The sequence below is a fragment of the Vibrio sp. zbq_1 genome, assembly GCF_043102935.1.
Classification (GTDB): domain Bacteria; phylum Pseudomonadota; class Gammaproteobacteria; order Enterobacterales; family Vibrionaceae; genus Vibrio; species Vibrio parahaemolyticus.
The window spans coordinates 28716-55136 of sequence record NZ_JBICJH010000026.1 but is presented as its reverse complement, the minus strand read 5'-3'; the positions used below and the strand labels follow the sequence as shown (position 1 = coordinate 55136).

Genomic DNA, 26421 nt, shown 5'->3' with positions numbered 1-26421 from the left:
TCAGATTATATCTGGGATAAATTCCTTTCAGCCCAGATTGATTTCCCATCCTCTAATGTTTCTATTGGCGTTCTGCCACAGCACATTTTTCCTTGATGAGTACGATGATTGTTGTAGTACTCCATCCATTCACCCAGATATTTCTGCAACTCTTCCATTGAGCCATACAGTTTCTTTCTGAACGTAACTTGATAGAGCTCATTCAATATGGTTTTGTGGAAGCGTTCGCAAATCCCGTTTGCATTAGAACCGACATGCACATGAGTAGCAACCTTGCCATCGACAAGCTCGGACAGCAAACCAGCAGGTACCCAATATACATCGCCGTTTGAGCTGATATTAGGTCATGGGTTACCACATTGAGAACAAGACTCAGATTTAAAGCCCGAATTAGTAGAGAAAATCTTAATTTGAGGTTCGCCAGTTTACCATTCAAAATTTGACACTTTGACAATCAAAACTGAGCTAGATGAAAAACCCGACACTTTGCGACACAATGAGCAATGACATTGATAAATGAGAGGTAACTCTCCTTATAACTCAAACGAAACTTCCCCGCACAAATAATTTCCCTTCAATTTAATTAATCCTTGTAAACTAGACGCATCACACCGTTGTAACCGGTTAAAAATAGTTGGCTAAAATTTTTGCGAGGCACGAGCGAAACTAACTGTTTTTGTTTGCGTTTAGGGCCTTGTTATGCTTAATAGCTCGGACAACTTATGTCCTCTTCGTTTTTTATCACTTTCTCGAACTTACCGAAAACGTAGCTTGGCATGAAGTCATCTATATGTATAACACCACTTGAATTAGATGGCCCTTCACCTCTTAGCGAAACAAGTATCCAGTGGTTATAGCCCCCTTTAACCCATCTCTTAATTACATATTCAATTCCATTGGATGTTTCATTTCTATCTACAGACAAAGTTACTGCACCCAATGCCGTTCCATTCATTTTGACGGTCGAGCCTTTTGAGCGATAGCATTTATAAATATAGCTTTTAACATTTTCATCTAATTTTACTAAAGGTACACCTGATTCATATCTTTCACTTTTAGGTTCATCATTTCTCAAATTTTCAAGTGTATTTATGTTTGCACAAGCTGCTAGTGTTGATACAGCCAAAATAGTAAAGACCTTTTTCATTTTTATTTAACTACTCCAAGTTTAAATTGAGCATAACGCCCAGTTGAGGGGTGAAGCACGCAATGACTAAGCTGCTGCATGGCACTTCAACACCGAAACCAACGCATACCAAAAATGCCGTGCGTGCTGAACCCCTCTTGAACTGTTTGTTAAATTCATTAGTACGTCACTGAAATATTGTACTTTTGTATAAATGCACTAGAGCTAAAACACCCGATCAAACTCCCCAACGTAACCGAGAAATCGATAATAAAAATTACAGCCTTTGATATGTCACTGTTAAAAACATTACTTCCAAACAAATAAGCCATCAGTGATAAAAGAAATTACACAATTGCATATTTATTTAATGGAAAAAACCATTGGATTTCAAAGTCCCAAATTTCGCTGCGACCTTTAAAGGAAAACAAACCCCAAAGTACATATGTGAGTACACTAAGTAATGCTACAAAAATAATTGTCAATATACAGGGTAGGCAAGGTTTATCCATCAAAAGATAGAACCCCATACGCTAGGTAAAAAAGAATGGCACTATCCAGAAAACCACCACTGGTGCAATTACGAGTTCCATTTATCCTCCATGAATTTAACACCCTGTTAAGGGGTGAGCAACGCAACACCGATGCTACCGCACACCACCTTAAACACTAAAACCAACGCATAGTGAAAATGCCTCGCGTTGCGAGTCACTCTTAAAGCGTTTGTTAGGCTTCTAGCTCACGATATAGCACTAAGCAATTGTATTCTTTGCCGAATTCTATTTCTTGATCGAAAGCTCGAATTTGCGTAAAACCTTGTCTGTACCAGAACCTAAAAGCAGAAATGTTTTCTGCATAAACATTTAAACCTACGTTTTGTAGATTTGCGTACTCACAGGCTACGGCGATAACGCTACTAACTATTTCTGAACCCAAGCCTTTACCTTTAAAACTCGGTAGAATTGTTAACATAGGAAGCCAAAGTGTGCCAGTTGACGGAGCATGAAACTCCATCTGTACGTAACCAACCACATGACCTTTCTTTGTGCTAATTTTTCTTAGGTAAAATGCACCTTGCTCGTCAGATAATTTTGACTTGTTGCTTTCAGCTATTAATTTTTCATACTCGGTGATAGACCATTCCCTAAACGTTGGGTCCATTGCTTTTACATTTAAGTTACTGTCAAAGATTGACTTGGCTAGCTCCGCCTCATCACTTGAAAACTCAGTGAAAACCAAATTTTTGGATTCCCATTGTGGTATCAACACTAACAACTTCCTCCTTGAAGCCTAACGCCCGTTAAGGGGTGAACAACGCCACCACGAAACCTGACCATACCACCGTAAACACAAAAACCAACGATGGGATGAAAAATACCAAGCGTTGGGAATCTGTCTTAAACGCTTTGTTATGTGCTAGTTACAATCGAAAAATCAATATTTCCGTTTACCAAGACTAAACAAATATACTGATACATTACCAGCCTCTGTGTAATTCTTAAGCCTTTCATTCGGTAACGTTGCCCATAACCAATCAAAGTCTACATCGGTATCTTCCGGAATATAAGCTTCAATGAATTCTAGTTTATCTGTGAAGTCCTCTTTTGAAGCTATTCGCTCAAAAACTGGATACTGGCCACTACTAATAAATGGCCACTCATGGTCTTGCCAACATGGTAAGGATGGAGTTTTATAGGTGATCGTCTTTGAGTCTTCTGTATCACTCTCAGCGCAATCGTTAGGTTCAATATCTAGTTCTATCAAAGCGCCAGAAGACAAACAAGAATCACAAATACACTCGATGTCAGTTTGCCCTGGGTACATTCCAGCGTCGAACCATATGCCTACTTTAAAACAAACTGAGCACTGTGTTGGCTCGTCAACCTTGAATGCAAAGTTCTCAGTATCAGAGAAAAACTCAAATTTCAATTGTACTCCTTCTGGCACAGAACGCCGCGTTAAGGGGTGAATAACGCTATACCACCCAACTTAATCCATTGTGCCATAAACACAAAAACTAAACTTTGAGCCAAAACCGCCAAGCGTTGAGAATCCCTCTTGAACGCTTTGTTATGTGCATGCTATTTGGTTGCTCTGTTCAGTTGCAGTAAATCCCATTTGTTACCATAGAGATCTTGGAATACCACCACTGTCCCGTATTCTTCAACTCGTGGCTCTTCATTAAATACAATGCCATTTGTCTTCATTAATTCGTAGTCTCGCCAGAAATCGTTAGTTTGTAAGAACAAGAACACACGACCACCCGTTTGATTCCCTACTGCTTGCATTTGTTCTGGTGTACTCGCTTGAGCCAAAAGCAGGTTCGTACCACTGGAATTTGGAGGAGAAACTTGAACCCAGCGTTTACCACCACCTAAGTCAGTATCTTCAACCAATGTGAATTGAAGTTTTTGAGTATAGAACTCAATAGCATCGTCGTAATTTTCAACGACTAGAGCGATGTTTCCAATTTGCTGCTGAACAGTTTTAGACATGACAATTTCCGCTATTTCAAAACGCTGATTGTACGCTATTTTATGATTTTCCGAGAAAGCACATAACGCCGTATTATTAAGGTGTGAGCGGCTCTTGGCTATACTTGAGCGAAGCAAAAACGCCAAGCGTTGCGAATCACTCTTAAATGCTTTGTTATGTGATTCTAAACGTCTTGCGATAGATCTAAATTAAACTTGTCTTGTACGAATTTGACGAACTTATCGAGCTGCACCCTTGAGCTAATGTCATCATAGTCTGCCATAGGTACAGAGCGAGTTAATGAACATTTAGTTAACTCAATCTGTGTTGCTGCAACGACCATTACCCTACAAAACCTAGACCGAGCGTCGAACTCTTTAGGGACAAAGGCACACTTTAACTCTAAACACCTTGAAACCATCGCTTCATCGGTAAAACTTACTGGACTAGACACATGTGCGAAATCATTTCTTATCTTTCCTTAATATAGATAGATCGCGCATGATATTCTTAGGAAGTAGTCCAAGAGCATAAGAAAGATCGATTCTCGCAGAGAAGCTAGTTAGTCCACCGCTATTGCCTAGTAAACGTTTCAATACCGTCGAGTCATCAACAAAGTATGAATCTAACAAGTCTTTGGGCATTTCGTCAATGTAAGCTGCTGCCATCAAAGCACAACCCTATCGGACTCCGCTGTTATAGTTTTCCGAAAATCTATAATTTTACCTAAAGATTCGGCTTTCGTTCCCTTACTTAATCTATTTACATGCTCTTGCACTGACTCCATAAACTCTGGAAACTCTTTTGCAGATAAAGTCACTATTTCCTCCAATCACATAACGCCCAGTTAAGGGGTGAGCAACGCAATACCAAAGCCGCTGCATACCACCTTAAACACTAAAACCGACGCATGGTAAAAATGCCACGCGTTGCGAATCCCTCTTGAACAGTTTGTTAACTAACTACGATTTGTACTTATCTAGAAAGCTATAGCTCGGCTCGGGCATATTACGTGTATAGAAGGCTTCTGGAACATAATCCGTTTCAAACCCCAAGTGAAAACCGTATTTCTGGTAAGCAAGCTTTGCAAGTGCCAGTAACGGCATAGAAAAATAGCCAGTTAGCTCTTCTTTTAGTTTTTTTTGACTCCAATACTTGTGATGCCCTTTAACCGCTTCATACATCGCTTCTTGGTATTCCACTTCACCACAACCTGATTTATTTAGAACTTTTGTCATCACATTAATCGTTGGTAAATTGATAAGGTTTGCGTGTTCGAAGGCTAAGCCCTCAAGGTATTCAGGCGTACTAACATCAATAAATTTCTGAATTAACGACTTAACGTCGCCAGATTTTATTCCCAGCATGACCATTTGGAGTTCAAAGAAGGTATGGGACCGAATATTAGACCACTCAGTGTCTGGGTGATCGGCTGAGTCGGCAAGGTATTCGATATCGCTCACTTGCTCACAGAACAAAGATAGCCAAGCTAAATCTATCAGGTGTGCTCCACTTAGGGCAATGTGTTGAACTGTCTTCGCTCCTAAAGTCACCTTTGCTTTAGGGAGTACCACCGAAATCGTCTCTCCATCACTGAATAGCTGTGACTGTACTAATTTAATATCAAAGTACTGATGCATATCCATCGCTCTAAGACTCGATTCTATGTCACCAATCTTGTGGTAGAGACAACTTGTTAGAGAAAGACCTGCAAGGCTCACATCATATAAATCGACTTTCCCACTTTCATAGTAAAAATCAAAGTCATCAAGCAGTCGATTACATTTCATCCCATATGGGTTAGAAAGTCTCTTTAGGTAGTCTGCATGACATGGTATTGGTTTAAAGTGTTCTTTTGATGTCATATAAACATTTCTCTTTAATTTATAAACCGGATCCAAGGAGTTAGTTAACGCCGCGTTAAGGTGTGAGTAACGCAATGCCGAACTTTCTGCATTGCGCCTTAAACACCAAAACCAACGCAAATTAAAAATGCCAAGTGTTACGAATCACTCTTAAACGCTTTGTTATGCGAATTTTTCAACTCTGCTGACTGAATAGTTGTGGTAATGAGCTCTTCAAAAATTTCTAACTGACCGGCTGGAATTAATTGATTCTGAATAGTTTTTCGTTTACTTGAGTCAAACAGCCGCTCTGCTACCCAACCAATGAGATACATCAGTGAAAGACAACCTCCTGCAGTGGCTATGTTACCTTCTACTACTAGAGGTAGATCCATAACGTCTCCTCCCATCTTTTGTAGAACACCTTTAGCATCTGGATTGGTTGTTAATGGCTTACCTTTTAGTAAACCGAGCTCATGAAGGATAAATGAACCAGCACATATCGAGCCAATTAGCTGTCTATTTGGGTCAAGGCTCAACGCTGACATAAATTCAGCATCTTTCATCGCTGCTGGAATACCACGTTTACCACTAGTGATAAGAACGACATCTTGGTTCGTCACCTCTGAAATATGCCCGTCTGTTATAACTTTCATACCAAGGTGGGAATGATGTTCAGGTTTAGTTCCCAGTATGCTGACCGTCCAACTATCGGTTGTTCTCCCAAGCAAATCATACATAAGAAAAAAGTCTACATCTGTGAAATCATCAAATATAACAACGCCAACTTTGTACATAAATCTCTATTCCTTTCGCTGACTTCATGAATCGCATAACGCCCTGTTAAGGTGTGAGCAACGCGATACAAAAGCCGCCGCATACCACCTTAATCACTTAAACCAACGCATAGTAAAAATGCCACGCGTTGCGAATCACTCTTAAACAGTTTGTTATACGCAAATCAGAAGAGGCAATACCGTTTAGTCGTGTTCTTGTGCTGTGTATTTATTTAAAAAATCATAGCTCAACGTGGGTAGTGGTCGGGTATAGAACGCCTCTGGTACATAGTCAGTCTCAAAACCAATGCGGTAACCATACCTTGCAAAGGCGACTTTGGCCAGGGTAGTCAGTTGCATGGAGAAATAGCCGTGTTTTGAATCATTCAAACGTGGCTGGCTCCAATATTCATGGTGATTTTGAACTGCCGAGAACATTGCCTTTTGGTAGGTTTTTTCATCAGCTCCACCAAATACTTTCATTATCACATCGATCATTGGTAAATGAAGGTAGGTGACAGCATCAGGCTCACCGTGATTCACCGGTTCAGAAGCACTAAGGTTGACGTACTCCTGAATCAAATCCATGGGCTCACCATCACTCAAACCGAAAACGCACCCGATCAACCTCAGTAAAACTTTACCAGATTGACCTAGCCATTTAATTTGCGGGTGATCCACGGTTTTGACGAAGCGTCTTGCGCTATCAAAATCTTCACACAACAGAGAGAACCACGTTAAACCATAGAGATCACCACCTTGAATCCTCCGATAATCCCTGTCTGTGTGAAAACCAAATGACACCTCTTTATTTGGTAACGAAATAGTAATCTTTTCGCCATCCTCCAGTAAGGCATATTCAATACTTTTTGATTCAAAATATTGCCAAGCGACAAGAGAGTGCAACGCACTGTCAATGTCCGCAAGTTTTAAATATAGTGATCTAGTGTAAATCGCAAACCCCAAATCTCCTGGATTGACATAATTCCACCCCTCACTTTCTGCCAACTCAGTTGTAATGATATCTGTTAAAGCTGCAATATTTCCTGGTTGCTCTTTGTATACTTTTCGGGCGCCATCGTAGTTGATTGCCGGGTATTGTTGTGTCGTCATTTATTACTCAATTTATATTTTATCTAGCACGAGGAGTACTCTGGCGTATAACGCCCTGTTAAGGTGTGAGCAACGCAATACCGATGCTGCCGCATGCCACCTTAATCACTTAAAACAACGCATAGTAAAAATGCCACGCGTTGCGAATCACTCTTAAACAGTTTGTTATAAGCGTGGTTTGAGCATGTGCACGAACTGTTCGTCCTGCCCTGTAACCTCAAAGCCAAACCTTTTGTAAAGTTGCCCTACTCGGTTTCCTTGTAAGTAGCAAAGCTTTATCGGTAACGACTTTTGTTCAGCAAGCTCAATGACAGCTTTTAATACTTGGCTACCAATTCCTTTACCCTGATGTTCTGGTAATAGGAAAAAGCGACCAAAGTACAGATTCTCAGAATGGTACTGCACCAAGTAACTGCCCACGGCGACGCCATCGACTTCGATGATGGTTGGCTTTTCTTCGACCCACTCATTGTGATGAATTTCTCTTTGAACACTTTCGTCCCAACCAAATACAGCTTTGATTGGTTCAAATTCTGCTGATTTCTTAAGTTCGAATAGGAACTCATAGTCACTATTTTCAGCTTTACGGGTTTCGTACACCTAACTCTCCAAACCTACAACTACGGATAGCTTATAACGCCGCATTAAGGGGTGAACAACGCATTCCACCCGAACTAACCCATTGTGCCGTAAACACTTAAGCTAATTCAAACCAAAACTGCCAAGCGTTGTGAATCCCTCTTGAATGCTTTGTTAGTTGCCAAACCTAAAGCTTTGATTTGAAATTGATTGCCGCTTTGCCAACACTAGTTTTATGTGCTTTGAAAAACTCAAATCAGGCGCAGTTTCAAAGCGCCTGTCACTGAAACCACTCGGAACAAACAGCGCCGTAGAATACAGCCTAACAACACCAAAAAGCCCATTTGAAAAGACAATATCACAGAGCTGACTCTCAACAAGCGAATCGGCTTCTGAAACAGAAAATCCAACCACAAAAGAAACCTGAGAACGATTTTCACGAACCCGAACGATTCAAAATTTAAGTACGAAACGCCACCAAAAACACACTAATTTTAATTCTAAACATTCTGCTTAAGCTGCGTTTTCCTCGTAGGCAACTAACGCCCTGTTAAGGTGTGAGCAACGTAATACCGAAACTCCTGCATGTCACCTTAAACACAAAACGCAACGCATAGCAAAAGTGCCAAGCGTTGCGAATCACTCTTAAACAGATTGTTAGGTGTATATGCTAGCACTGACCTCTAACTTTCAGTTCTTCAATACACTTTCGAACCATTTGTACCGAAATTTTCAGTTCATTTGCTATCGTTCTATTAAGGTTTTTGGGCCACTGTCCTCGCGGAGTTTTAGGCAACAGCTTATATACTCCAGAGATTTTAGCCTCTGTTAAGGTCGTTTTTTGCTTTTTAACGAAAGCATCATATTTCTTACTAAGCTTGGCGATGTCTATATTTTTAACATTAGTGCCCTTATGCTCGTTGTGCGCAATGAGTAATGCTTCAATATCCATCATTTTCTTAGATGTGCTTAGACACGCTGTTTCAATTTTTCCAGTGGAGATCGCCATCTGATCAAAAGTAACGAGTACATCGTGAGCATCACCAAGTTTTGACATTAACGCCTTGATTGCTGTGTCTGTACCAATTTCTAAGAATAGAGATTGGTTCGTATGGAAAACAATATAGCTACTAATAGCCTCTAATAATGATCTTAATCCTCTAATTTCTTTATACGCCTTATCGATTTCATTCTGTTCACGACTTTCATTCAATAGCACGATGTACGATTCAATTTGATTTACAAACTCTGACATTCTGCGTTCTACGTCACTAGTGTGCAGTAATAGTAGCAATGATGATTGGCGCTCTGAAGAAATTTTCGCAATTAAAATCGCTATGATGGTTAAGCCACAGACTGCCAATAAAACCGCGATGACTCGACCAAAGCCAACCGGAGAAATATCGCCATAGCCTAGAGTTGTTAAAGTAACACCTGCAAAATAAAATGATGACTGAGCAACTTCCAATCGAGTTAGTTGGACACATTCTTTTGAAGTGTCAAGAACACACTCTGGATCAAAATTCATACCTTGTTGATAGTATGTAGCTTCCATAAAGTACAAGCCAGCTGCTAACCATATGAAAAATGTGCTTAGCAGTAGCTTCGGATATGAAATTGAATCAACAAATCGACCAAAGCTGGTCGTGAGATATTCTTTCTTATGCGGTTTAGCAACCGTTCTTTTCTTGGTATTCACTTTATAAAAACTCCTAGCCAATATTTTTGTTATGTAAAGATTTAAGGAGACACCTAACGCCCAATTAAGGTGTGAGCCACGCTACCACAATACTTAATATGGACGCCATAAACACTGAACTAGACCCAAACCAAAAATGCCAAGCGTGGGGAATCACTCTTAAATTGTTTGTTAGATGCCAGATCGCTGAACCTAATTTAGTAGTGGTAACGACACGAGATTATCGTTATGGCCTGATCATCGACTGCGTAAACAAGCCTATTAGTATCATCAATACGACGAGACCAAAAACCAGATAAGTTCTCTTTCAATGGCTCAGGTTTACCGATGCCCTCAAATGGAGAACGCTTAACATCATTGATGAGTTTATTGATGCGCTTGAGTGTTTTTTTGTCTTGAGTTTGCCAATACAGGTAATCATCCCAAGCGTCATCAGTCCACGACAGTAAACGCTGACTACTACTCATCAATTAACTCTCGTGCTGTTGTTTTACCAGCACGGTACTGTGCTATAGAACGGTTTAAGTGTTCAGCGTTTTGAGGAGAGCGTAGTAAGTGCACTGTCTCCATAAGGCTATTGTAGTAATCTAAGGACATAACCACAGCATCTTCAGAATCACGACGTGTAATAACTGTTGTATCAGCGTCATTAACTACACCGTCCAAAACAGCTTTAAGACCATTTCTTGCTTCAGTAAAAGATACGATTCTCATAAGAACCTCCACATGTACGTTTAATGGAACAAGTATAGTCCTCGCCACTCTACTTGTACAGTAAATTGAACATGCGATATTGATAAGGCAACTAACGCTTTGCTAAGGTGTGAAGCACGCAATGGCCAAGCATCTGCATGGCACTTCAACACAAAAACCACCGCATATTAAAAATGCCACGCGTGCTGAATCACACTTAAGCAACTTGTTAGCTTTCTAGCCAACGAAATACACTGAATCATTTTCTGCAAACAAACACTCTATCGGGTAAGGTAGCTCAAGCGTTGGCAAATTACCCTTTGAAAACCATTTTAAAGCCACTGTTTCATCGTCGGTTGCAGTTTGTAACTGACTGTCTGCCACACATTTAAACATGATTACGGTGTAATCAACTTGATCGCCATTTGGATAAGTGAATCCAAAACCCTCACCGCCAAATACACCAAGTAGACGCTCTACTTTAACAGCTAAACCGGTTTCCTCACGAACTTCCCTAACCAATGCTTGTACTGGAGATTCTTGAGGTTCAATCATTCCGGCAGGAAGACTCCATGTATTATCTGATTTCTGTTGAAGCAGTAACTCTTGGTTTTCATTTAAAATGACACCCGCCACGCTAGGGATAAGTAACGGCATAGTTCCAATTTTGGAACGAATTTCTTTGATATAGTCACTCGCGCTCAATTTTCCTCCTTGAAAGCTAACGCCCTGTTAAGGGGTGAGCAACGCAATACAAAAGCCACCGCATACCACCTTAAACACAAAAACCAACGCATAGTAAAAATGCCACGCGTTGCGAATCCCTCTTAAGAATTCCCAGACACTAATCACCATGACTCACCACCTCTCAAAAAACAACCTAACCGTTTGATTTAAAATAACATAACACTCTTTCACAGTCACCTTTTCTCACTACATCTCACAGCTCTAGCACCCCCTTGCGTACCCCAAAATCGATTGATAATTTGAAGGGGAACAAATAGATAAACAGGAGGGTAGCAGCATGGCTATCAATAAATTAACAAATACACAAATCAAGAATGCAGCGAAAAGTGACAAAGAATATTCACTATCAGATGGTGGAAACCTCTACCTAAGAATACGTAAAAACGGCTCTAAGAACTGGTTATTTATCTACACAGACTTTAGCACTAAAAAGCGTAAAAAAATGGGGCTTGGCTCATACCCTAATATGACGCTGGACGAAGTACGCAAGGTCGCTAAAGAGCTTCGTAAGCAAATGACGAACGGTATTGACCCAAAACTGTTTCGTGAAAAGCAGAAGTTAGACCATTTGGTTGAAAGCCAACAGACCTTTAAAGCGGTCGCAGAAAAGATGCTTCTGAAAGAAGAAATTCAAGAGACAACTAACCGAGAAAAGCTGATTGTCGAAGAACGTGAGAGAGCTAGAATTAACGGCACGGTATTCGGGCAAGATGAAATCGACCGCATCACCAACAAAGTACGCTCGTCACATCGCAAGCGTCTTTTCTTAAAACGTAACCTATATCCTAAACTAGGCAACCTCCCTATGGCCTATATCACCGCCGCTGGAGTCATTTCGGTCATCGAACCTATGCAAGCTAAAGGACAATTAGAAAATGTTAAGCGTGCATGCTGCATTGCCAATCAAGTGATGAAATTCGCGGTAAACTCAAACATCATTAAATCTAATTGCTTAGCCTATATTAAAGACAACTTTGCCAAATCGAAAGTCACTCACATGCTCAAAGTACCGCCAAACGAACTTGGTGAAGTGATGGCTATCATGTCAAACAACCAAATGAAACCCGTCACCCGTTGCGCGTTCGAAATGCAAATGCACACGATGACTCGCGCAGATGAACTCGCTGCCATGCGCTGGTGTGATATCAACATTAAGAATAAACTTTGGACAATCCCAGCTTTCTACACTAAAAGCAAACGTGAGCATTTGGTGCCGCTGAATGACTACACGTTAGGGATATTAGAGTTCATTCGACCAATATCAGGAGAGCACGTCCACGTATTTCCATCTGACAAGCCGAATACCAAATTCCCGCACATAAGTCCTTACGCCGTGAATTCATCACTCAACCTCACTAGTTTAAAAGGAAGGCTCGTCAGTCATGGGTTTAGGGGCATTGCTAGCACGTATCTCAATGAACACAAACAGTTCCGTGAAGATGCAATTGAAATGTGTCTTGCTCATTTAGATAAGAACACCACTCGAGCTTCATACAACAGTGCGTTGTATCTCGATGAACGATACGAAATTCTTCAATTCTGGAGCGATTATATTGTGGAATCGACAGGCAACTACTATTCGATTGCAGGACAATATCAAGCGGAGAATAAACAGAGCGCATAACCAGCGCTTCAGCATGCATTACCACTGAGCCTGAATGGCTTGACACCACTTAACTCACCGTCACTTATGACACCCTCAACCAGTTTAGGGTGCAGCTTTCTGCATCCTAAATTCAGCCAAGAAGGAATCACGCCTATGCCAAATTCGAACTTACATCAAACTCACTTAAGCCAATTTGAGGTAAAACCCATCAGCGAACATCCTCGCTTTAGTGAAATGCAAGCACTGCGCCGCTTACGTCGAAAAGGACGCCTTGCCCTGCCCCGTCAAAACGGAAACATCGGAGTAAAACAACACCGTCAGCTTCGCGCCCATCATATTTCCACCAATCAGCATGGCATTTATCAAGTCAAAATCACACCGCCGATTTCATTAAAAATATCAGGCCATATTAAGCCCCACTATTTTGTAGCACTGAAAACAGACGAACCGAAACATGCAATAAGCAGAGCGAAAGCAGTGCGCTTACAAGCTAAGTTCTTTTTCCAAAACAACCCCCATGCCCTTCCCGACTCTCTGTCATTGAGTCAGCAATTATTAGTGCAAATACACTTAGTGGCTAAGCATTTTCCTGTGGTTCGTGCTTACAAACACAAACCGACAAAAGGCGACTTCCCAACCTTGCCCCCTCTAGACTTGAGCTATTCAGAAGAGGAACTTCGTTTTCCATACTTCAACTGGTTAAGTGAATTGATGGCAGAGCGTGAGCATTCAGGAATGTCTCAATTCAGACTCAATCAGATTGCAGACTACCTTCATCATTTTTTACGCTTCGTTGACGACAACCACTCCAGCAGCAATGAAAGATTATACATACAGACACAAGACATTCGTCAATATCGTGAGTCACTCCGCCAATCTAACGTATGCCACAAAGAGCAAAAACAGCGTATTGATGCAGTACACTTTTACTTTCGCTGGCTGACCTATCGAGGCTATTGCACTACCCCAAGACTGACACGTCCCCTTTTCTCTTAATTAGGAGTTTAACCATGATGATGACTAACCCGATACGCCTCAGCGTCATTTCTGCACTCGATGAAGGCCTAGCTTACTCCCATTCAGACTACTTTGCGCCGCTTCTGATGCAAGGTATCAGTGCGGTAGACATCGGTCTCATTGAACTAGTCACCACGATATTACGCACTGAACCATATCTCAATGAAACTGACCTGCTCGATCGTGGAGTGAGTCCAAGGCAGATTAAACGTGTGTTGGGTGGTTTTGACAACTTCAAGCAACTGTTGAAGATTGATGATTATTGTTTTAGTGATTTACTACGAGATAACAATTGGGATATTAGCCACGGCATTACGCTCTCGTACTTCCAATACCAGAAATTTTATCAAGATATACGCAGAGACTACATTCAAGGCCATATTGCTGACATGCATCCAAACTTATCGGTATTACTCAATGATGATTACTCAATTCACTCCGTTCCTATCACCCGAAGCCATTATGCCACTGTTCCCGCTACAGACGCCGAAGCAGCAGCGGTGAGTTTTGCTTTACTGTTCAGAGATTACGAATTCATTGAGTATGACGAACCGAAATCGCTCCTGACTTTACAAGCGCATCGCCGAGATAAAGCTGCCGTCATAGAGGTACGTTGCCTCGCTTCGAAATTTTGTCAAAACACGGCAGCAGGGATTTGTGTCGTGGATGACGCTCAAGCCATGACTAAGCTCAGAAATCAGAAGAAGATTCTTGATTTTAAAACCTTGATTGAGAGAAACACGCGTAACACCAGAATACCAACTTAGACACCTTGAACATCTCAAACATGGCATTAGAACTAGAGATACAGCTTTCTTTTAAGAAAGCTGTTTTACTCTCTTTTGGACATTTGTGAGTTGAACGAAGCCGCCCCGCGGCAGAAATGAATAAGCACCAACAATCATACTCTTTAGTAACACCATCATGTCGGTGGTGTGTTACTGGAGAGAAAACACTATGACCCCGTCTGAAAAGGAGCGCTTTGACGCCTTATATCAACAACACCTTACCCAACTCAAGCTTCAAGGTAAGCGAGCAAAAACCATCTCTGCATACTCTCTGGCTGTGCGACGTATCACCGAGAACTTTGATCGGTATCCTGATACCCTGACCATTGAAGGCCTGCAACGATATTTCAGTCAACTGATTGGGCAGGTCTCCTGGAGCACGATTAAACTTGACCGCTGTGGGCTTCAATTCTTATACAAACATACGCTCAACAAACAGTGGGAATGGATCGGCATTTCAAGCCTCCGAAAGTCAAACGTCTTCCGAATATCATTTCTCCTGAGCAAGCCGCTCAGATTATTAACACCACCCGTGAACCCCGTTACCGAGTGTTATTCTTACTTTATACACGATGGGGCTTCGGATTAATGAGGCTCTCAATCTCACATCGCTGATATCGACAATCATAATATGCAAGTCCATATTCGCTATGGAAAAGGCGGCAAAGATCGATTGGTCCCACTCCCTCACAGAACGCTTCATACTTTACGCCGATACTGGTGTTCCCACCGACATCCCCAACTGTTATTCCTAAGCAAAGGTAAGTGTTGCGATGTCGCTTTTAATGATCAAGGAGCACAAAAAGCGCTTAAACAGGTTGTATAGGATGTGGTATTCATAAGCGAATTACACCTCACTCACTTCGACATTGCTTTGCAACCCACCTCTTAGAGCAAGGGCTTGACCTGCGTTCACTGCAAATACTTCTCGGTCATGCGAGTTGAAATACAACGGCTCGTTATACTCAACTCACACAACTCAAGTTACATGATGCTAATCAAGCCCTCAATCAACTGGCTGACCGCCTGCATCTCGACTGGAAGTTGACCGTGTGAGCACTTTTATCGACCTGTTACGCCAACATCGTCACGAGCTTGAACAAGACTATGGGCATCACTTTAACAGCGATATCAAACGATCCATCTCTGCCATGCTACGGTGTAAAACAGAGAAACAAGGACTTTCGCAGTGGTATTGCTCCCACTGCCACCATGACGACCGTCTCACTCTCTCGTGTGGAAATCGTCACAGTCCTCAATGTCAGCATCGTACAACATCCGACTGGCTTGAAAGACAGAAAAGTAAGCCGCTTCCAGTTCATTACTACATGGTAACCTTCACATTACCTTATGAACTGAGAAGCTTAGCTCGATCTGCTCCCCGAGCGCTTTATCAAGCCATGTTCCGTGTGGCTTCATCTACGTTAAAAGACTTTGCTCACAGGCAAAACCAAGGTGAGTTGGGATTTACCATCGTCCTTCATACACACAGCCGAAAGCGAGAGCTACATCCTCACTTAGTACGGCAGAACTCTATGGGCGGTGTTCGTGAGCTTATGAGTAATGTTTTGAGTGAATACCTCTTCTTTCGTCCTAATAACCAATCGAGTTGAGTTTATTCTGAAAGTCCAGCACTTGTTGCAAATCTTGCTGAGTTTGATTTTCTTCTGCTGTAATTTTTGCGATTTCATCATCAAGTGCGCGAATCTGAGCATTGAGGATTTCGGTAATCACCCGCTCAGAAGTATTGCCATACTCACGTTTAACCACTGAACAGATCTCATCAACTGCCTGATATAAACTAACAGCCGCTTGACGCTCTTGAGCGTTTTGCTGATCTTGCGCCTTGCCTTCGCTATACACATCCCATAACGCGGTAAGTAGCTGAACAGCGATTGCACCTTTTCCTGCCCATTTACCCAACGTTTTCTCCCATCGTCCTTTTAAACCCGGGATCTTTAACTTACGACCTTGAAGTAGTAAGCCCTTGATATTGTCAGCGGAGCCCATATTTCCAAGCCCTTTAACCACCTTGTCTAGATACTCAGAATTATTTGAGCTCAAACTTTGTTGTAAGCGGTGAGAAACCTCAACGTTTAGTAGACCCTTAACTTCACCCAAACTATCGTTGATCCACGCTTCTAGCTTGTCTCCAATTGGGTCAATTAAACGCTGCAACTGGCTATCAAGTTGCGCTTGATCTTGTGTACTCTGTATACAGCCACTGATATCAGACTTCATCAACATCAGTTCATGACTGATCATATTTCTTGCTTCTATTACTAACGAGCGTTGGCGACTTACAAGCATTTGCTTATCTTCTCGGCAACGCATCAATATCTCGTTATGTTCTGAGGTGTCTGTCGTGGACAGTTGGTTTACCGCTGGCTGGTACCAAAGTTCATTAACTGCACTCTGAATTGCTGACAGTTGATTGTCTTGGTTGTCTGTTGATTTTAACCAGTCATTAAACACCTCAATGAACTCACTGTAACCAGAGCGTTCAAGCAACTGAGGGTGATTATCTTTTAAACGTCCCGTCAATGCCGTTTTCGCATTCATTGGTAACACTTTAATATGCTGAATGCTTTCATTACTCACGCCATATTCAGAAGCTTTATGACAAAGAATCTGAAGGATCTTCTGATAAGCTGTTGCTTTATCTGAATCGTTCGTAAGCTGATGGTTAAGTACAATGAAAATTTTCTTATTCAGCTTAATCATTTCAAATAATCGATGATAAAGATCCTTTGAATCTTGGTCCCCTTCTCGGATGACAAACAACATCACTTGAGTACGTTTAATCTGCTCAATTGTAGTCTGTTCATGCTCAATGGGAGCGTTGACTCCTGGAGTATCTAACAGTCGATACCCGTTCCAATCATAGTAATCAACCGTGTCGGTGGTCGGAATGTCATTTACGGTTGCTTTCTCTTGACCAATAAGCGCATTGATCAATGTACTTTTGCCTGCGTTATACGCACCATAAAGCATGACTTGCAGAGTGTTATCATCTAGCTTTTCTTTTAACTCGGCATAAACACGTTCAATCTGATTATTCGGATGATAGGCGCCAACTAAACACTTTGATTCATCAAGGTTCTGAGTAATTTCAATAAATGGATTTCTCATAATTTATACCTTCAATGCTTGAGTTTTTGAAGCACAGTTTTCAATCGCAATTACTATGGAATCAGCGTATTGCTGTAAGGGCATGAAAGATGTTTGCACATCACTAAAGACGTGTTCTACCAATTGTGGCAATTGCTGACGTACTGCTGCTGATGTGGTTAGGATGACTTGATCTGGCGAGACCCCAACCGCTTCTTTGTGAGTGGAGATTTCGACAAAGATTCGTTCACCGAGTTTATTGCCGCCAAAAGAGCCAATCGCACCACCAATCAAAGCACCAATAGGTCCACCCACCGCAAACCCAGCAGCTGCCCCGCCTAATCCACCAGCACTCGAAGCGATACTCGACGCTCGCCTACCCGTGACCTGTTTAACGTCAATAGTGATATCATCAAAATCACCTAAACTGCCACTCGACAGGTCGCCTGAAACACGCTGAATATTGTTAACGTAGCCAGATAGCTCCTGCGTCAACGTATTGCTGATTTGCTCTTCAATTAATTGGTTTAGCTCACGACTTATCGCTTCTTTATCGCGGTTGTTCATGTGCTTATCGACGATTAAGGGTACTTCACACAGTACGTTATCAAGAATCTGGCTCGACATCACATTTTGCTTTTGGCGTAAGTTATACGTTGTTTTTGTTAGTAGTTGCTGCAACTCTCGCACTTGCGGTAAAACATTTTCATTCAATGAATGCAGTACTTCACCATCCAAGAAGTTAATCATTTGGCGCTTAGCTTTAACCACCTTATATTGGTTAGCTTCGTTCACTATTACTACCAGGCGTTCAAACAGCGTTTGCAAGCCAGCCTCTTGTAATGCGTTCTCAGAGGTCGCTGTAAGTGTTTTGTACGCATGAACCGATACGGATACCGCTTCTTTCAAATCATCAACACCGCCTAATGCCGTGACTCGGCTATGCACATCTTCTTGCTGCAATTGGCGAACTTGGGCTGATTTATTTTCCACTTTTTGGATAAGGTCTTGCGCCTCATCACACCAATCCTCTACCAATACGTCACTTTTCGTGATGACGGGTTGTAATGGTTTTTTCTTTTCAAGCTCAAGCTTGAGATCTTGCAATTCTTGTACTTGCCCTGGAGAACTTGATGGCGTAAGCCATAAAATAGCGTCTGCGCTGTCGGTATAGAGACGAGTGAGATCACCGTTTTCATCCACTATCGAGTGAAGCCCCGGTGAATCTAATAGCACCAAGTTTGAGCCCAGCTCTACACCTTGGATCTGAGCGGTAGTCTCGGTGACACCTTCGGCAAACGCACCCTCAAAATATTTAACTTTGCCGTCTTTAAAGCAAAAACGCTTAATCTGTTCAGGAGCAAATAGATTCGTTAAGTAATTACAAAACGAGCTTTTACCTGCATTCACTTTGCCAAATACAAGTAAAATAACACGATCAGCAAACTGCTCGCTGAGCGCTCGCATTGGTGACGCCTCTTCTAATTTTGCATCCCAACTTAGCACCCCTTGATAGATGGAAGCCTTTAGTTGTGTCGCCAATTTAAACAATGGATGCTGCTCATTGATCCGCTTGCTACTAAACTGAGCTGCTTGGGTAAGCTCTACAACCAAAGCGGATTTTATTGCAACTAAATCCTGCTCTTTATCCGATATGTATTTGAAGTCTGACTTAAATTTTTCTAACGCAGTAAGAAATGGGTTGCTATTGGTCATTTTTCCATTCTCTTACAAATTGATTAAATCGTTTTCAAGCTGCTTCATTTCTTCTAGCTGCTTACTAATTTGTTCGATTTGTCGTGCCTGTTTAGTCGATTTTTTGCTTTCTTGAAATGCTTGAATTGCCGTAACTTCAAGATTGCTATTTTTTGATGCCGCGACTAATGAATCTGCTGAAATCGACAAGCTATATTTATTAATAAAACGATTGGCGTGCGCTCGATTTTGTTCTGTAATTTTCCGCTCTTTTGCTTCTCGTTCGGCTTGTGCTATTTTTGCTTTTCGTTCAGATTCTGCTCTTTCTCTCTCTCGCTCTAATTCTCGTGAGCCCGAGCTAGCACTCGAACTTGAATCATCATCAGATAATGCGGCACCGACAACACCAACGACACCTACCACTGCAGCGCCAATTAACCAAGGAATAGCCATAATTAACTCCTACTATTTACATTACTGTTCTTGGTTAAACCAAGGCTGCTGATAATTGTTTTACGTCACGCTTTAACATACTAAGTTCACTGCTCTGCTGAGAGCGTAGCCCTTTTAACTCTGCATTCAATGCCTCTTTTTGCGCAGAAAAATCCAGCAATAGTTTAGACTTCAAGCGTTTCATTTCTTTCTTGCGTAATTCATCAATCTCAGACACTAAAGTAGCAGTCAGATCAAAGAGCGCATGGATACCACTCTTTTCGCAGAAAACCGCTTTGTCCTCTTGAAGACCTCTGTTATAACGATGCGCTGACACAGAAATGATTTGTAAATCACGTAAATCAAGACTCCCTAGTAATTGTTGGCGAATTTTCTCCTCAACAATAGCTACTTCATCGGCAGACTTTTGATCGATTTGCGTTAAGACTAAAAACATCTTCTTACTGTAATTCTTGTCCTGACGTGCTAATTGTTGGAAAATTTGCATCTCATATTTATCTAGCTCACCCGCTTGAGCTTGGTGAACTAAAAACAAGTAGTCAGCCATTTCAAACGCACCTTTAATGGCAGCTTTGTCATCTTGTTTATGCACATCGGCATCAAGCCCAGGGGTGTCAATCCAAATAACATGATCTTGTTCAAGCTCTTTGTTCTCAATGGTTTCGCGTTTATCTGCTGCTTTGAAAATCGCTTCGCCTACCATAGCATTTAATAATGTACTTTTACCGTGATTATATTTCCCAAACACTGCTATACGTGGTTTAGTCGCATTATTTTTCAAGTACAGCAAACGGTTTACATTCTGCTCATCCGTTGGTAAAAACTGCAATAGTTTATGTTTGTCCATCTTTTAATTTAACTCTGTAATGACTTGGAAGCTCGGCTTCCAATTGCATGTAATTGCAAACTTCAGCATTTTTAAGATAGTAATCTGTTAATGAAAACTGGTTTTCAAAAAGCTGCTGATACCCTTCATCAATTCGGCACACTAAAGGTCGCTCTTGATATATTGTGCAGCCAACATCAGCATTGAAGTACAAGCAAATACCATCACCGTTGTGAAAGATTTTCAACTCAGGTACATGTTGAATTTGTTGGCAACACAAGCCGCAACGGGTGCACGGGTAACTCATAGGTGGATCAATGCTTCACCTTGGGTGAATAGAGATAAGATATTCTTAGACCACTCACGATAAACAATCGCCAAGTTTGGATTAAGTCCAAAGTGCGTAATCATATCATTCAATAGTTGCTGCTCTTGCTTGGCAACTTCTCCATCCGCATAAATAAGCGCCATTAACTCAAGTAACGCAATTTTCTGATGGCTATCACACTCAAAAGTATTGAGCACTGATGCTAGATCAAACCTTACTGCATCATACTCAATATCGTCCATTTGCATTTCCATGCAGTACTTTGCAATCAAGACTTCTTCTTCCATTGAAAAGTCATTGTCAGAATGCGCAACATGATGAGCAAGAGCAAGAAATGCTTCCTTTTCATCTATTGATAAACGGTTCAAAAACATAATCGTTCCTTTAATAGCTTCGAATACTGCTTGTTCTAATATGGATTCGATTGTTATACAACACCTGACACAATAGCTAAACCTAACACTTTAGCATTAGATTTGAATTTTCCATATCCTTGAAATTCATCACATTTCGCACTGAACCACAGAATAAAAACAGACCAATATGGCACTAGATGTATTCTTCTGGCGTGGCTATTTGATAATTATTCAGTAAGAGGTAATGAGTTAATAAGCTTACGAGGTGGGAAATGAAAGACGCATGACTAGGAAAGTTTTAAAGGTTGAATGTGTGGCGTATCAGTCGACAGACTCTAACTCTAGCGAAGTACGATTTTATGTAACATGCTTTAGTCAAATCGAAATGACTTGTGCAGTTTATCTCTAATTACCTCCTCAATGACCGCATAAACTCTCACCAAAGCCACATAAGACTAGCATTCATCAGATGATTTTTCTTTAGGCAAATCCAGCTGCGAACGCGAAATCTTGGTCGAAACTGATAATGGGGCAGAAGTTTGTCGCGGTGACTGGGGGAAGCAACTGAGAAGGATTTCTTCTTAGTTGCCAGTGAGGAATGGGGAAAAATAAGCTGGTCGCACATTCATCGATTTGCTAACCCGATGATGATTGTGAGAGAACAACCTAATTATAAAGCTGGCTTTGTTTTACAGCGTTTTACCAATCATCTGGCTCACGAAGCTTTGCTTCTTGTCGGCTTACAGCTTTATCTTGAATATGTAGCTCTAGGTCGAGAGATGACAGAAGGCGCATCAGACTTTCGATGCTAGAAGAGGCCGGATCGCGTTCAAGCTTTGATACTGTTGTCTGTTTTAACCCAACAATGTCGCCGGCTTTAGTCTGGTTGCGTCCTTGAGTTCTGCGTACATCACGTAGGTATATTCCCAGTTGCATAGGACTTGTTATGAGCATATCTGCCTCCAATGTAAAAGTTATCCTCTATAGGGGATATTATCACTTTATCCCCTATAGGGGTTAGAGGTGATTGTAGTAGCGTTTGTTTTGATGGAGAGATTAATTGAGATGCGTCAAATATTCCTAGGTCCAAAGCGTCATTGGATTTGCTGTCAATTTGTGCTTTTAAACTCTTTCGTCGATGCGTGGACAGCGCTGCCAAAACCCGCTATACGATACACTTGTTACTCTCAAACCTCTGCCAAACAACATCACATAGTGTACCGATGGCTTAAAACGTCGCTTCAAATGGCAATAATCCCGCTAACTGATGCGCATAGTTTTCCCAAAACTGACACTGCTCTCTCGTCATAAATTCATGGTGTGGCGCTACCTTAGACTGAATAACTCTCCCATCGCAAATTCGCATCCGACCACAGGCACAACTGAAATGCTCGTCATAAAAACGAACGTCAAACGTTAACCCCGGGTTTTGGTCTGACAAAGCAAAAACTATCTCCTTAGGATACGTATTTAGTGTGGTGAATATGATTGGTTCTAAATGCGGAGCCCCTTCTTCGCATGCTTCCTGAAACCGAAGCAAATTAATATAGTCCCCCATATCTGCAGGAAAATCATCTTTCCATGGATTAAAGCATCGATAAGGCACACCGCATTCAAATACACCGCAGGCCCCCCAATGACGCATCATCCACGGCTCTTTTATAAAGTAATCCGTGGCGTTTTGTATCGCCGCTGGCATCGGGACAATGTTGTTGAAGTCAATTTGACCAAAGTGGTCAACAATATTATGGTACAGTGCTTTGCACCTTTCTGAATCGCCACTTATGGTCAATTCGCTGGTAATTCGATAAGTCATATATTAATCCCTATTTTTATTATTGTTTTTTAATCAGGTATAGATAAGACGCCTATCACTAGAAAGACGGAGAAACGCCTTTACTGTCTTGAAATGAATAGGCGTTCAATTTCTGAATTAAGCTCTGCGCTTTAGCGCAGAGCTCGATGGCCTCTTACTGAAAGTTCATATATTGCAGGAGCGGATTCGCTTGTTTGAGCGTCTGACGCTGAGCAAGCAGCTCAGCGACCACACGTTTTTTGTCTTCTCCTATTGCACAGGCAATAAGAAACGCATCGACTTCATGCGACATGAAGCCCACAGCCTTTGGACCCAGTTGTACTGCGGGCGGAAATGTGCCATCATTAATTCGGCGATGTAAGGTAGCTTGAGATAAACCAACGCGTTTTAATACGTCAGCCTTTTTTTCTATTTTCAGTTGATTAATTGGGTGTATAAGCGCCATGAGACGCCTCCGTTTATTTTTATTATTATGGCTCAAGGAGCCGTTAAAAATATAATATTCGAGTTTTAAAGTGAAAATCAATCATTTTTTCGTATTTATTTAACCAGAAGTAAATATACATGCCTTATATATTTCACGGAAGGCAGAATATATAAACTTCATATATTAAACATCATATCGATATAGCCTGCTATAGCAATCAAGAATAGATAAGTATTAACACAACCTCTCTATTAATTCATTTCACTCAATAATCACACCTCTCGTTTATTTTTACGCCCCATAAAACTCAGCTTAATCTATGTAATATCCGCCCCGACAACGACTTACTCAGTTCCAGTGAGACAGCCTGAAAGCTACTGAAAGCACCAGAGACACAATGATAGTGCAGCGCAAATGCTTTGTCGCAAACGGCATTTGCAATGTCGTAACGCGCACTTTCCCTGTCGCACTCGACAAATTCCGTGTCATATTACGCAGTAAACACAGGATTATTAAAATCGTCATATAATTTCCATTTCACTTATTTAAAATAAACACTTCCAATCTCATTGATTATATCGTTATAATAAAAACACTCAGAACAAAAACAGTAACAAGCTGATATCGCTCGTCCTTATTTGTTCCAAATAAAAACGCACGAAAACTTGCCTCACATGGTGAGGTTGCGCTAACAGCCTTCGGCGTTATCGCTTGAAAACACAAAACACTCTAAATAATTAAAATAATAAATAGAGAATTTAAAAAATGGATATTAATATAAACACAGTCGCAGCAACTGTCATTCGCTGCACATCTAGAAAACATAAACAAATACTATCGGAATTCATTGAAAGTCACAGCTACTCAGCAGATGAGTTGACTACACTACTCGCAGGACTGTTACCCTCGCCGATTGAATCTGGGGTAGCCATCGCTTCACACCAAACCTTTATTTCAGAGCTTTCTCACGCTTTATATCTCCACCAACATCCCAATGACGCCGATAAAAATGAGCTGATGAATGCACGCAAGTTAATTCGTATCGTTCAGGCGAATTTTAAAAAACAACGAAAAAGTGACAAAGAGCTGTATTGCAAAGCAGTGAAAACCAATCTCACTGAAAGCGAATACCAGCAGTTACTTGAGGTCATGCACAGCTATAATTATAAATCAGTGAGTCGGTTCCTGAGAGAGGTCATAACTCAAAAACTCACAGTCAAACCTCAACGCAGTGATGAAATCACAGAGTACTTTAAGCAAACAAAGCGCATCGCCACAGTGATGGAGTCACTCATTGACGAAGGTAACCCTGCGTACGACCACGAAATAGCCCGTCAACTAGGTGATGCTCTGTATGAACTAAAACAGAATTTACAACTCACCCGAAATCTCGCTATCGACGCTCATAATTCTCAAACCGCCGAGCTGTTGGCCATGCAATTTTTGGACAGCCGTACGTTGCGTGAGCTTTACCGCAACAAGCTAGAAGTGGAGAACGCCAGTAATGATATTTGAGGAATTACAATGTAAGAATGATAAACAAACGGTGCATGATGCCACGCAGTTAGTTCAATATAGTGCCAAGCAAAGTGATGATGTAACACTGCTGGTTGAATATTCTTCAAGTCGCTCAAAGGGTGACAAGCTCGGGGGAACATCGCAGTTTATCTGCGCCAACGAAATCGCTTCGGTTCCCCTGAATGCAAAGAACCAAGATGCCCGAGACATTGATTGGAGCCGTGCTATTGCTGAACTGCAAAGCGCTTATCTTGCTAATACTAATACGAAACAGCCCTTTCGCCACTTTGTTGTCTCCCTGGCGGAAGGGGAACAGTTACCCCTAGTCCAATGGCGAAAGACAATTAAAAAGCTCATGACGCACCTAGGGTATGGAAATGCTCGTTATATCGCATTCAAACACTGCGATACCGACAATGAACACGTCCATATTGTAGCGTCTACGACTGATTTACTGACAGGTAAAATCATTTCGAACTGGCAATCACACCTCAAAGCCCAAGAAATTATGAGGGAGCAAGAAGTTACGCTAGGGCTACAAACAGTGCAAAGCTCAGAGGAACTCCACTCAAGTTACGACACTGATGTACAAGGCGAAAAAGAGAAAACGGTGATTCGTATGATGAGAAGAAAAGTGGATGCGGCGATTCGTACTCTCCCTTCTGCTTGCTCGTTGGCTCAGTTTGAAGTGGCACTTCTCAACCAAGGCATTGAAATCGAACTCATTCCCGACAGCGCAAACACTCAATTTAAAGGTATCGCCTACCGATTTCATCAATATCGCCTTGCTGGCTCATCTCTACGCAGTGGTAACAAATACACCTTAGGCAAACTCATTAAAAATGGTGTGATGGATGCCAAGGCTCTATTTATCGACAACTACAATAAGCACGATGAAAACATGGAACAAGCTACGGTTCATTTTAACAAAATTCGTAGTCTGGCAATTAAGCACGCTGAAAAACTAAAAGCGGACATCGAAGCATACGAGCATCAGCAATACCGTTACCTCCTCTTTTCATTTGCTCGAAGCCAAGAAGCGGCAATGGAAGCTGAAGTGGAATACTGGTTTGAGTATGCCAAAATACGCTCAACCCGAGACAGAGCGGTGGTGAGGGCTATATATGAGTGTGAAAAAGCGATTTACCACGCATCTGGAACGATGAGTAAAATGTTCTACCATTTGATCATAACCCTATTAGAATACTCATTAATTAACCGTTGTAAGCTAACAATAGCTCCAAACACAATAAACCATCAAACCCCTATATACTGCCAAAGTGCTTAAAAGAGCTTTATCCAAGTTCACCTGGTTGAAACAATGGAAATACCGCACTTATTATCAAAATTTGGAGGCGAGGTCCACTATTGTGAAGACAAATCAAAAAGGACTATAATTGCATTTAAATCAATGAATTAAGCATAAGA

The 26421-nt window shown here is 41.4% G+C and carries 27 protein-coding genes and 3 pseudogenes; 7 read left to right on the top strand and 23 right to left on the bottom strand.

The window, feature by feature from the left end; translation table 11 throughout:
- Nucleotides 1-5: 5 nt before the first annotated feature.
- The 14 genes and pseudogenes from ACF8CV_RS12850 to ACF8CV_RS12785 all read right to left on the bottom strand — a co-directional run.
- Nucleotides 6-239, bottom strand: a pseudogene (locus tag ACF8CV_RS12850) (integrase core domain-containing protein); the annotation flags it as partial.
- A gap of 464 nt (nt 240-703) precedes the next feature.
- Nucleotides 704-1147: a hypothetical protein gene (locus tag ACF8CV_RS12845; protein WP_138938727.1), complete on the bottom strand. Its 444-nt coding sequence runs from the start codon at nt 1145-1147 to the stop codon at nt 704-706.
- 705 nt (nt 1148-1852) lie between these two features.
- A complete protein-coding gene (locus tag ACF8CV_RS12840) occupies nt 1853-2395 on the bottom strand; it encodes an N-acetyltransferase (protein WP_025499008.1) in 543 nt (180 codons plus the stop codon).
- 165 nt (nt 2396-2560) lie between these two features.
- Entirely contained in the window at nt 2561-3055 is a 495-nt protein-coding gene (locus ACF8CV_RS12835; RefSeq protein ID WP_025632120.1) for a CbrC family protein, read from the bottom strand.
- A 152-nt stretch (nt 3056-3207) separates the two neighbouring features.
- Nucleotides 3208-3621 (bottom strand): VOC family protein, encoded by a 414-nt coding sequence (locus ACF8CV_RS12830; protein ID WP_005483188.1) that lies wholly within the window; start codon nt 3619-3621, stop codon nt 3208-3210.
- 942 nt (nt 3622-4563) lie between these two features.
- Nucleotides 4564-5466, bottom strand: coding sequence for an Imm49 family immunity protein (locus ACF8CV_RS12825; RefSeq protein WP_089190344.1), 903 nt, complete (start codon nt 5464-5466; stop codon nt 4564-4566).
- A 137-nt stretch (nt 5467-5603) separates the two neighbouring features.
- Nucleotides 5604-6242 carry a DJ-1/PfpI family protein gene (locus ACF8CV_RS12820; RefSeq protein ID WP_025499005.1) on the bottom strand — a complete coding sequence of 213 codons (639 nt, stop codon included), beginning with the start codon at nt 6240-6242 and terminating at the stop codon, nt 5604-5606.
- A 183-nt stretch (nt 6243-6425) separates the two neighbouring features.
- Nucleotides 6426-7334, bottom strand: a complete 909-nt coding sequence (locus ACF8CV_RS12815) for an Imm49 family immunity protein (RefSeq protein WP_138938729.1) — start codon at nt 7332-7334, stop codon at nt 6426-6428.
- Nucleotides 7335-7499: 165 nt separating this feature from the next.
- Entirely contained in the window at nt 7500-7934 is a 435-nt protein-coding gene (locus tag ACF8CV_RS12810) for a GNAT family N-acetyltransferase (protein WP_009696110.1), read from the bottom strand.
- Nucleotides 7935-8087: 153 nt separating this feature from the next.
- Entirely contained in the window at nt 8088-8327 is a 240-nt protein-coding gene (locus ACF8CV_RS12805; RefSeq protein WP_079881100.1) for a hypothetical protein, read from the bottom strand.
- Nucleotides 8328-8583: 256 nt separating this feature from the next.
- Nucleotides 8584-9612, bottom strand: coding sequence for a potassium channel family protein (locus ACF8CV_RS12800; protein WP_229611598.1), 1029 nt, complete (start codon nt 9610-9612; stop codon nt 8584-8586).
- 197 nt (nt 9613-9809) lie between these two features.
- Nucleotides 9810-10079 carry a Txe/YoeB family addiction module toxin gene (locus ACF8CV_RS12795; RefSeq protein WP_005464459.1) on the bottom strand — a complete coding sequence of 90 codons (270 nt, stop codon included), beginning with the start codon at nt 10077-10079 and terminating at the stop codon, nt 9810-9812.
- Nucleotides 10072-10326, bottom strand: a complete 255-nt coding sequence (locus ACF8CV_RS12790) for a type II toxin-antitoxin system Phd/YefM family antitoxin (protein ID WP_005526636.1) — start codon at nt 10324-10326, stop codon at nt 10072-10074. The genes ACF8CV_RS12795 and ACF8CV_RS12790 overlap by 8 nt, the downstream gene beginning before the upstream one ends.
- A 216-nt stretch (nt 10327-10542) precedes the next feature.
- On the bottom strand, nt 10543-11010 hold the full coding sequence (locus ACF8CV_RS12785; RefSeq protein WP_021485179.1) for an NUDIX domain-containing protein: 468 nt from the start codon (nt 11008-11010) through the stop codon (nt 10543-10545).
- A gap of 319 nt (nt 11011-11329) precedes the next feature.
- On the opposite strand from ACF8CV_RS12785, the gene ACF8CV_RS12780 reads away from it, so the two are divergent.
- The 5 genes and pseudogenes from ACF8CV_RS12780 to ACF8CV_RS12760 all read left to right on the top strand — a co-directional run.
- Complete coding sequence (locus ACF8CV_RS12780) at nt 11330-12676, top strand: integrase arm-type DNA-binding domain-containing protein (protein ID WP_069501029.1); 1347 nt, start codon at nt 11330-11332, stop codon at nt 12674-12676.
- 135 nt (nt 12677-12811) lie between these two features.
- Nucleotides 12812-13654, top strand: coding sequence for a hypothetical protein (locus tag ACF8CV_RS12775; protein WP_069501030.1), 843 nt, complete (start codon nt 12812-12814; stop codon nt 13652-13654).
- A gap of 14 nt (nt 13655-13668) precedes the next feature.
- Nucleotides 13669-14442 (top strand): hypothetical protein, encoded by a 774-nt coding sequence (locus tag ACF8CV_RS12770; protein ID WP_046028459.1) that lies wholly within the window; start codon nt 13669-13671, stop codon nt 14440-14442.
- Between the two features lie 190 nt (nt 14443-14632).
- Nucleotides 14633-15519, top strand: a pseudogene (locus tag ACF8CV_RS12765) (tyrosine-type recombinase/integrase).
- Nucleotides 15516-15983 (top strand): annotated as a pseudogene (locus ACF8CV_RS12760) (transposase zinc-binding domain-containing protein); the annotation flags it as partial. The pseudogenes ACF8CV_RS12765 and ACF8CV_RS12760, both read left to right, overlap by 4 nt.
- A 73-nt stretch (nt 15984-16056) precedes the next feature.
- Here the strand turns inward: ACF8CV_RS12760 and ACF8CV_RS12755 are convergent.
- The 9 genes from ACF8CV_RS12755 to ACF8CV_RS12715 form a co-directional block, all read right to left on the bottom strand.
- The gene (locus ACF8CV_RS12755) at nt 16057-17595 is read right to left on the bottom strand and encodes a GTPase (protein WP_046028461.1); all 1539 of its coding nucleotides are present in this window, start codon (nt 17593-17595) and stop codon (nt 16057-16059) included.
- 3 nt (nt 17596-17598) lie between these two features.
- Nucleotides 17599-19290, bottom strand: coding sequence for a dynamin family protein (locus tag ACF8CV_RS12750; protein ID WP_069501032.1), 1692 nt, complete (start codon nt 19288-19290; stop codon nt 17599-17601).
- 12 nt (nt 19291-19302) lie between these two features.
- On the bottom strand, nt 19303-19722 hold the full coding sequence (locus ACF8CV_RS12745; protein WP_046028465.1) for a hypothetical protein: 420 nt from the start codon (nt 19720-19722) through the stop codon (nt 19303-19305).
- Nucleotides 19723-19756: 34 nt separating this feature from the next.
- The gene (locus tag ACF8CV_RS12740) at nt 19757-20569 is read right to left on the bottom strand and encodes a GTPase (RefSeq protein WP_029851777.1); all 813 of its coding nucleotides are present in this window, start codon (nt 20567-20569) and stop codon (nt 19757-19759) included.
- Complete coding sequence (locus tag ACF8CV_RS12735; protein ID WP_029851778.1) at nt 20556-20855, bottom strand: YkgJ family cysteine cluster protein; 300 nt, start codon at nt 20853-20855, stop codon at nt 20556-20558. Before ACF8CV_RS12735 ends, ACF8CV_RS12740 begins: the two co-directional genes overlap by 14 nt.
- Complete coding sequence (locus ACF8CV_RS12730; protein WP_029851779.1) at nt 20852-21250, bottom strand: hypothetical protein; 399 nt, start codon at nt 21248-21250, stop codon at nt 20852-20854. The genes ACF8CV_RS12735 and ACF8CV_RS12730 overlap by 4 nt, the downstream gene beginning before the upstream one ends.
- 681 nt (nt 21251-21931) lie before the next feature.
- Entirely contained in the window at nt 21932-22186 is a 255-nt protein-coding gene (locus ACF8CV_RS12725) for a helix-turn-helix domain-containing protein (RefSeq protein WP_045545245.1), read from the bottom strand.
- A 274-nt stretch (nt 22187-22460) separates the two neighbouring features.
- Nucleotides 22461-23048, bottom strand: a complete 588-nt coding sequence (locus ACF8CV_RS12720; protein WP_069501034.1) for a hypothetical protein — start codon at nt 23046-23048, stop codon at nt 22461-22463.
- A 154-nt stretch (nt 23049-23202) separates the two neighbouring features.
- Nucleotides 23203-23493 carry an AlpA family transcriptional regulator gene (locus ACF8CV_RS12715; protein WP_045545244.1) on the bottom strand — a complete coding sequence of 97 codons (291 nt, stop codon included), beginning with the start codon at nt 23491-23493 and terminating at the stop codon, nt 23203-23205.
- 747 nt (nt 23494-24240) lie between these two features.
- Here ACF8CV_RS12715 and ACF8CV_RS12710 point away from each other — a divergent pair.
- A complete protein-coding gene (locus tag ACF8CV_RS12710) occupies nt 24241-24990 on the top strand; it encodes a chromosome segregation ATPase (protein WP_140079448.1) in 750 nt (249 codons plus the stop codon).
- Nucleotides 24980-26281, top strand: a complete 1302-nt coding sequence (locus tag ACF8CV_RS12705; protein WP_140147874.1) for a relaxase/mobilization nuclease domain-containing protein — start codon at nt 24980-24982, stop codon at nt 26279-26281. The genes ACF8CV_RS12710 and ACF8CV_RS12705 overlap by 11 nt, the downstream gene beginning before the upstream one ends.
- Nucleotides 26282-26421 lie beyond the last annotated feature (140 nt).

What these genes read in the sequence shown, in the direction of transcription:
- ACF8CV_RS12845 (WP_138938727.1), bottom strand. Translation starts at nt 1,147, where the DNA reads ATGAAAAAGGTCTTTACTATTTTGGCTGTATCAACACTAGCAGCTTGT.
- ACF8CV_RS12830 (WP_005483188.1), bottom strand. Translation starts at nt 3,621, where the DNA reads ATGTCTAAAACTGTTCAGCAGCAAATTGGAAACATCGCTCTAGTCGTT.
- ACF8CV_RS12825 (WP_089190344.1), bottom strand. Translation starts at nt 5,466, where the DNA reads ATGACATCAAAAGAACACTTTAAACCAATACCATGTCATGCAGACTAC.
- ACF8CV_RS12820 (WP_025499005.1), bottom strand. Translation starts at nt 6,242, where the DNA reads ATGTACAAAGTTGGCGTTGTTATATTTGATGATTTCACAGATGTAGAC.
- ACF8CV_RS12815 (WP_138938729.1), bottom strand. Translation starts at nt 7,334, where the DNA reads ATGACGACACAACAATACCCGGCAATCAACTACGATGGCGCCCGAAAA.
- ACF8CV_RS12795 (WP_005464459.1), bottom strand. Translation starts at nt 10,079, where the DNA reads ATGAGTAGTAGTCAGCGTTTACTGTCGTGGACTGATGACGCTTGGGAT.
- ACF8CV_RS12790 (WP_005526636.1), bottom strand. Translation starts at nt 10,326, where the DNA reads ATGAGAATCGTATCTTTTACTGAAGCAAGAAATGGTCTTAAAGCTGTT.
- ACF8CV_RS12780 (WP_069501029.1), top strand. Translation starts at nt 11,330, where the DNA reads ATGGCTATCAATAAATTAACAAATACACAAATCAAGAATGCAGCGAAA.
- ACF8CV_RS12775 (WP_069501030.1), top strand. Translation starts at nt 12,812, where the DNA reads ATGCCAAATTCGAACTTACATCAAACTCACTTAAGCCAATTTGAGGTA.
- ACF8CV_RS12770 (WP_046028459.1), top strand. Translation starts at nt 13,669, where the DNA reads ATGATGATGACTAACCCGATACGCCTCAGCGTCATTTCTGCACTCGAT.
- ACF8CV_RS12755 (WP_046028461.1), bottom strand. Translation starts at nt 17,595, where the DNA reads ATGAGAAATCCATTTATTGAAATTACTCAGAACCTTGATGAATCAAAG.
- ACF8CV_RS12750 (WP_069501032.1), bottom strand. Translation starts at nt 19,290, where the DNA reads ATGACCAATAGCAACCCATTTCTTACTGCGTTAGAAAAATTTAAGTCA.
- ACF8CV_RS12745 (WP_046028465.1), bottom strand. Translation starts at nt 19,722, where the DNA reads ATGGCTATTCCTTGGTTAATTGGCGCTGCAGTGGTAGGTGTCGTTGGT.
- ACF8CV_RS12740 (WP_029851777.1), bottom strand. Translation starts at nt 20,569, where the DNA reads ATGGACAAACATAAACTATTGCAGTTTTTACCAACGGATGAGCAGAAT.
- ACF8CV_RS12735 (WP_029851778.1), bottom strand. Translation starts at nt 20,855, where the DNA reads ATGAGTTACCCGTGCACCCGTTGCGGCTTGTGTTGCCAACAAATTCAA.
- ACF8CV_RS12730 (WP_029851779.1), bottom strand. Translation starts at nt 21,250, where the DNA reads ATGTTTTTGAACCGTTTATCAATAGATGAAAAGGAAGCATTTCTTGCT.
- ACF8CV_RS12725 (WP_045545245.1), bottom strand. Translation starts at nt 22,186, where the DNA reads ATGCTCATAACAAGTCCTATGCAACTGGGAATATACCTACGTGATGTA.
- ACF8CV_RS12720 (WP_069501034.1), bottom strand. Translation starts at nt 23,048, where the DNA reads ATGACTTATCGAATTACCAGCGAATTGACCATAAGTGGCGATTCAGAA.
- ACF8CV_RS12715 (WP_045545244.1), bottom strand. Translation starts at nt 23,493, where the DNA reads ATGGCGCTTATACACCCAATTAATCAACTGAAAATAGAAAAAAAGGCT.
- ACF8CV_RS12710 (WP_140079448.1), top strand. Translation starts at nt 24,241, where the DNA reads ATGGATATTAATATAAACACAGTCGCAGCAACTGTCATTCGCTGCACA.
- ACF8CV_RS12705 (WP_140147874.1), top strand. Translation starts at nt 24,980, where the DNA reads ATGATATTTGAGGAATTACAATGTAAGAATGATAAACAAACGGTGCAT.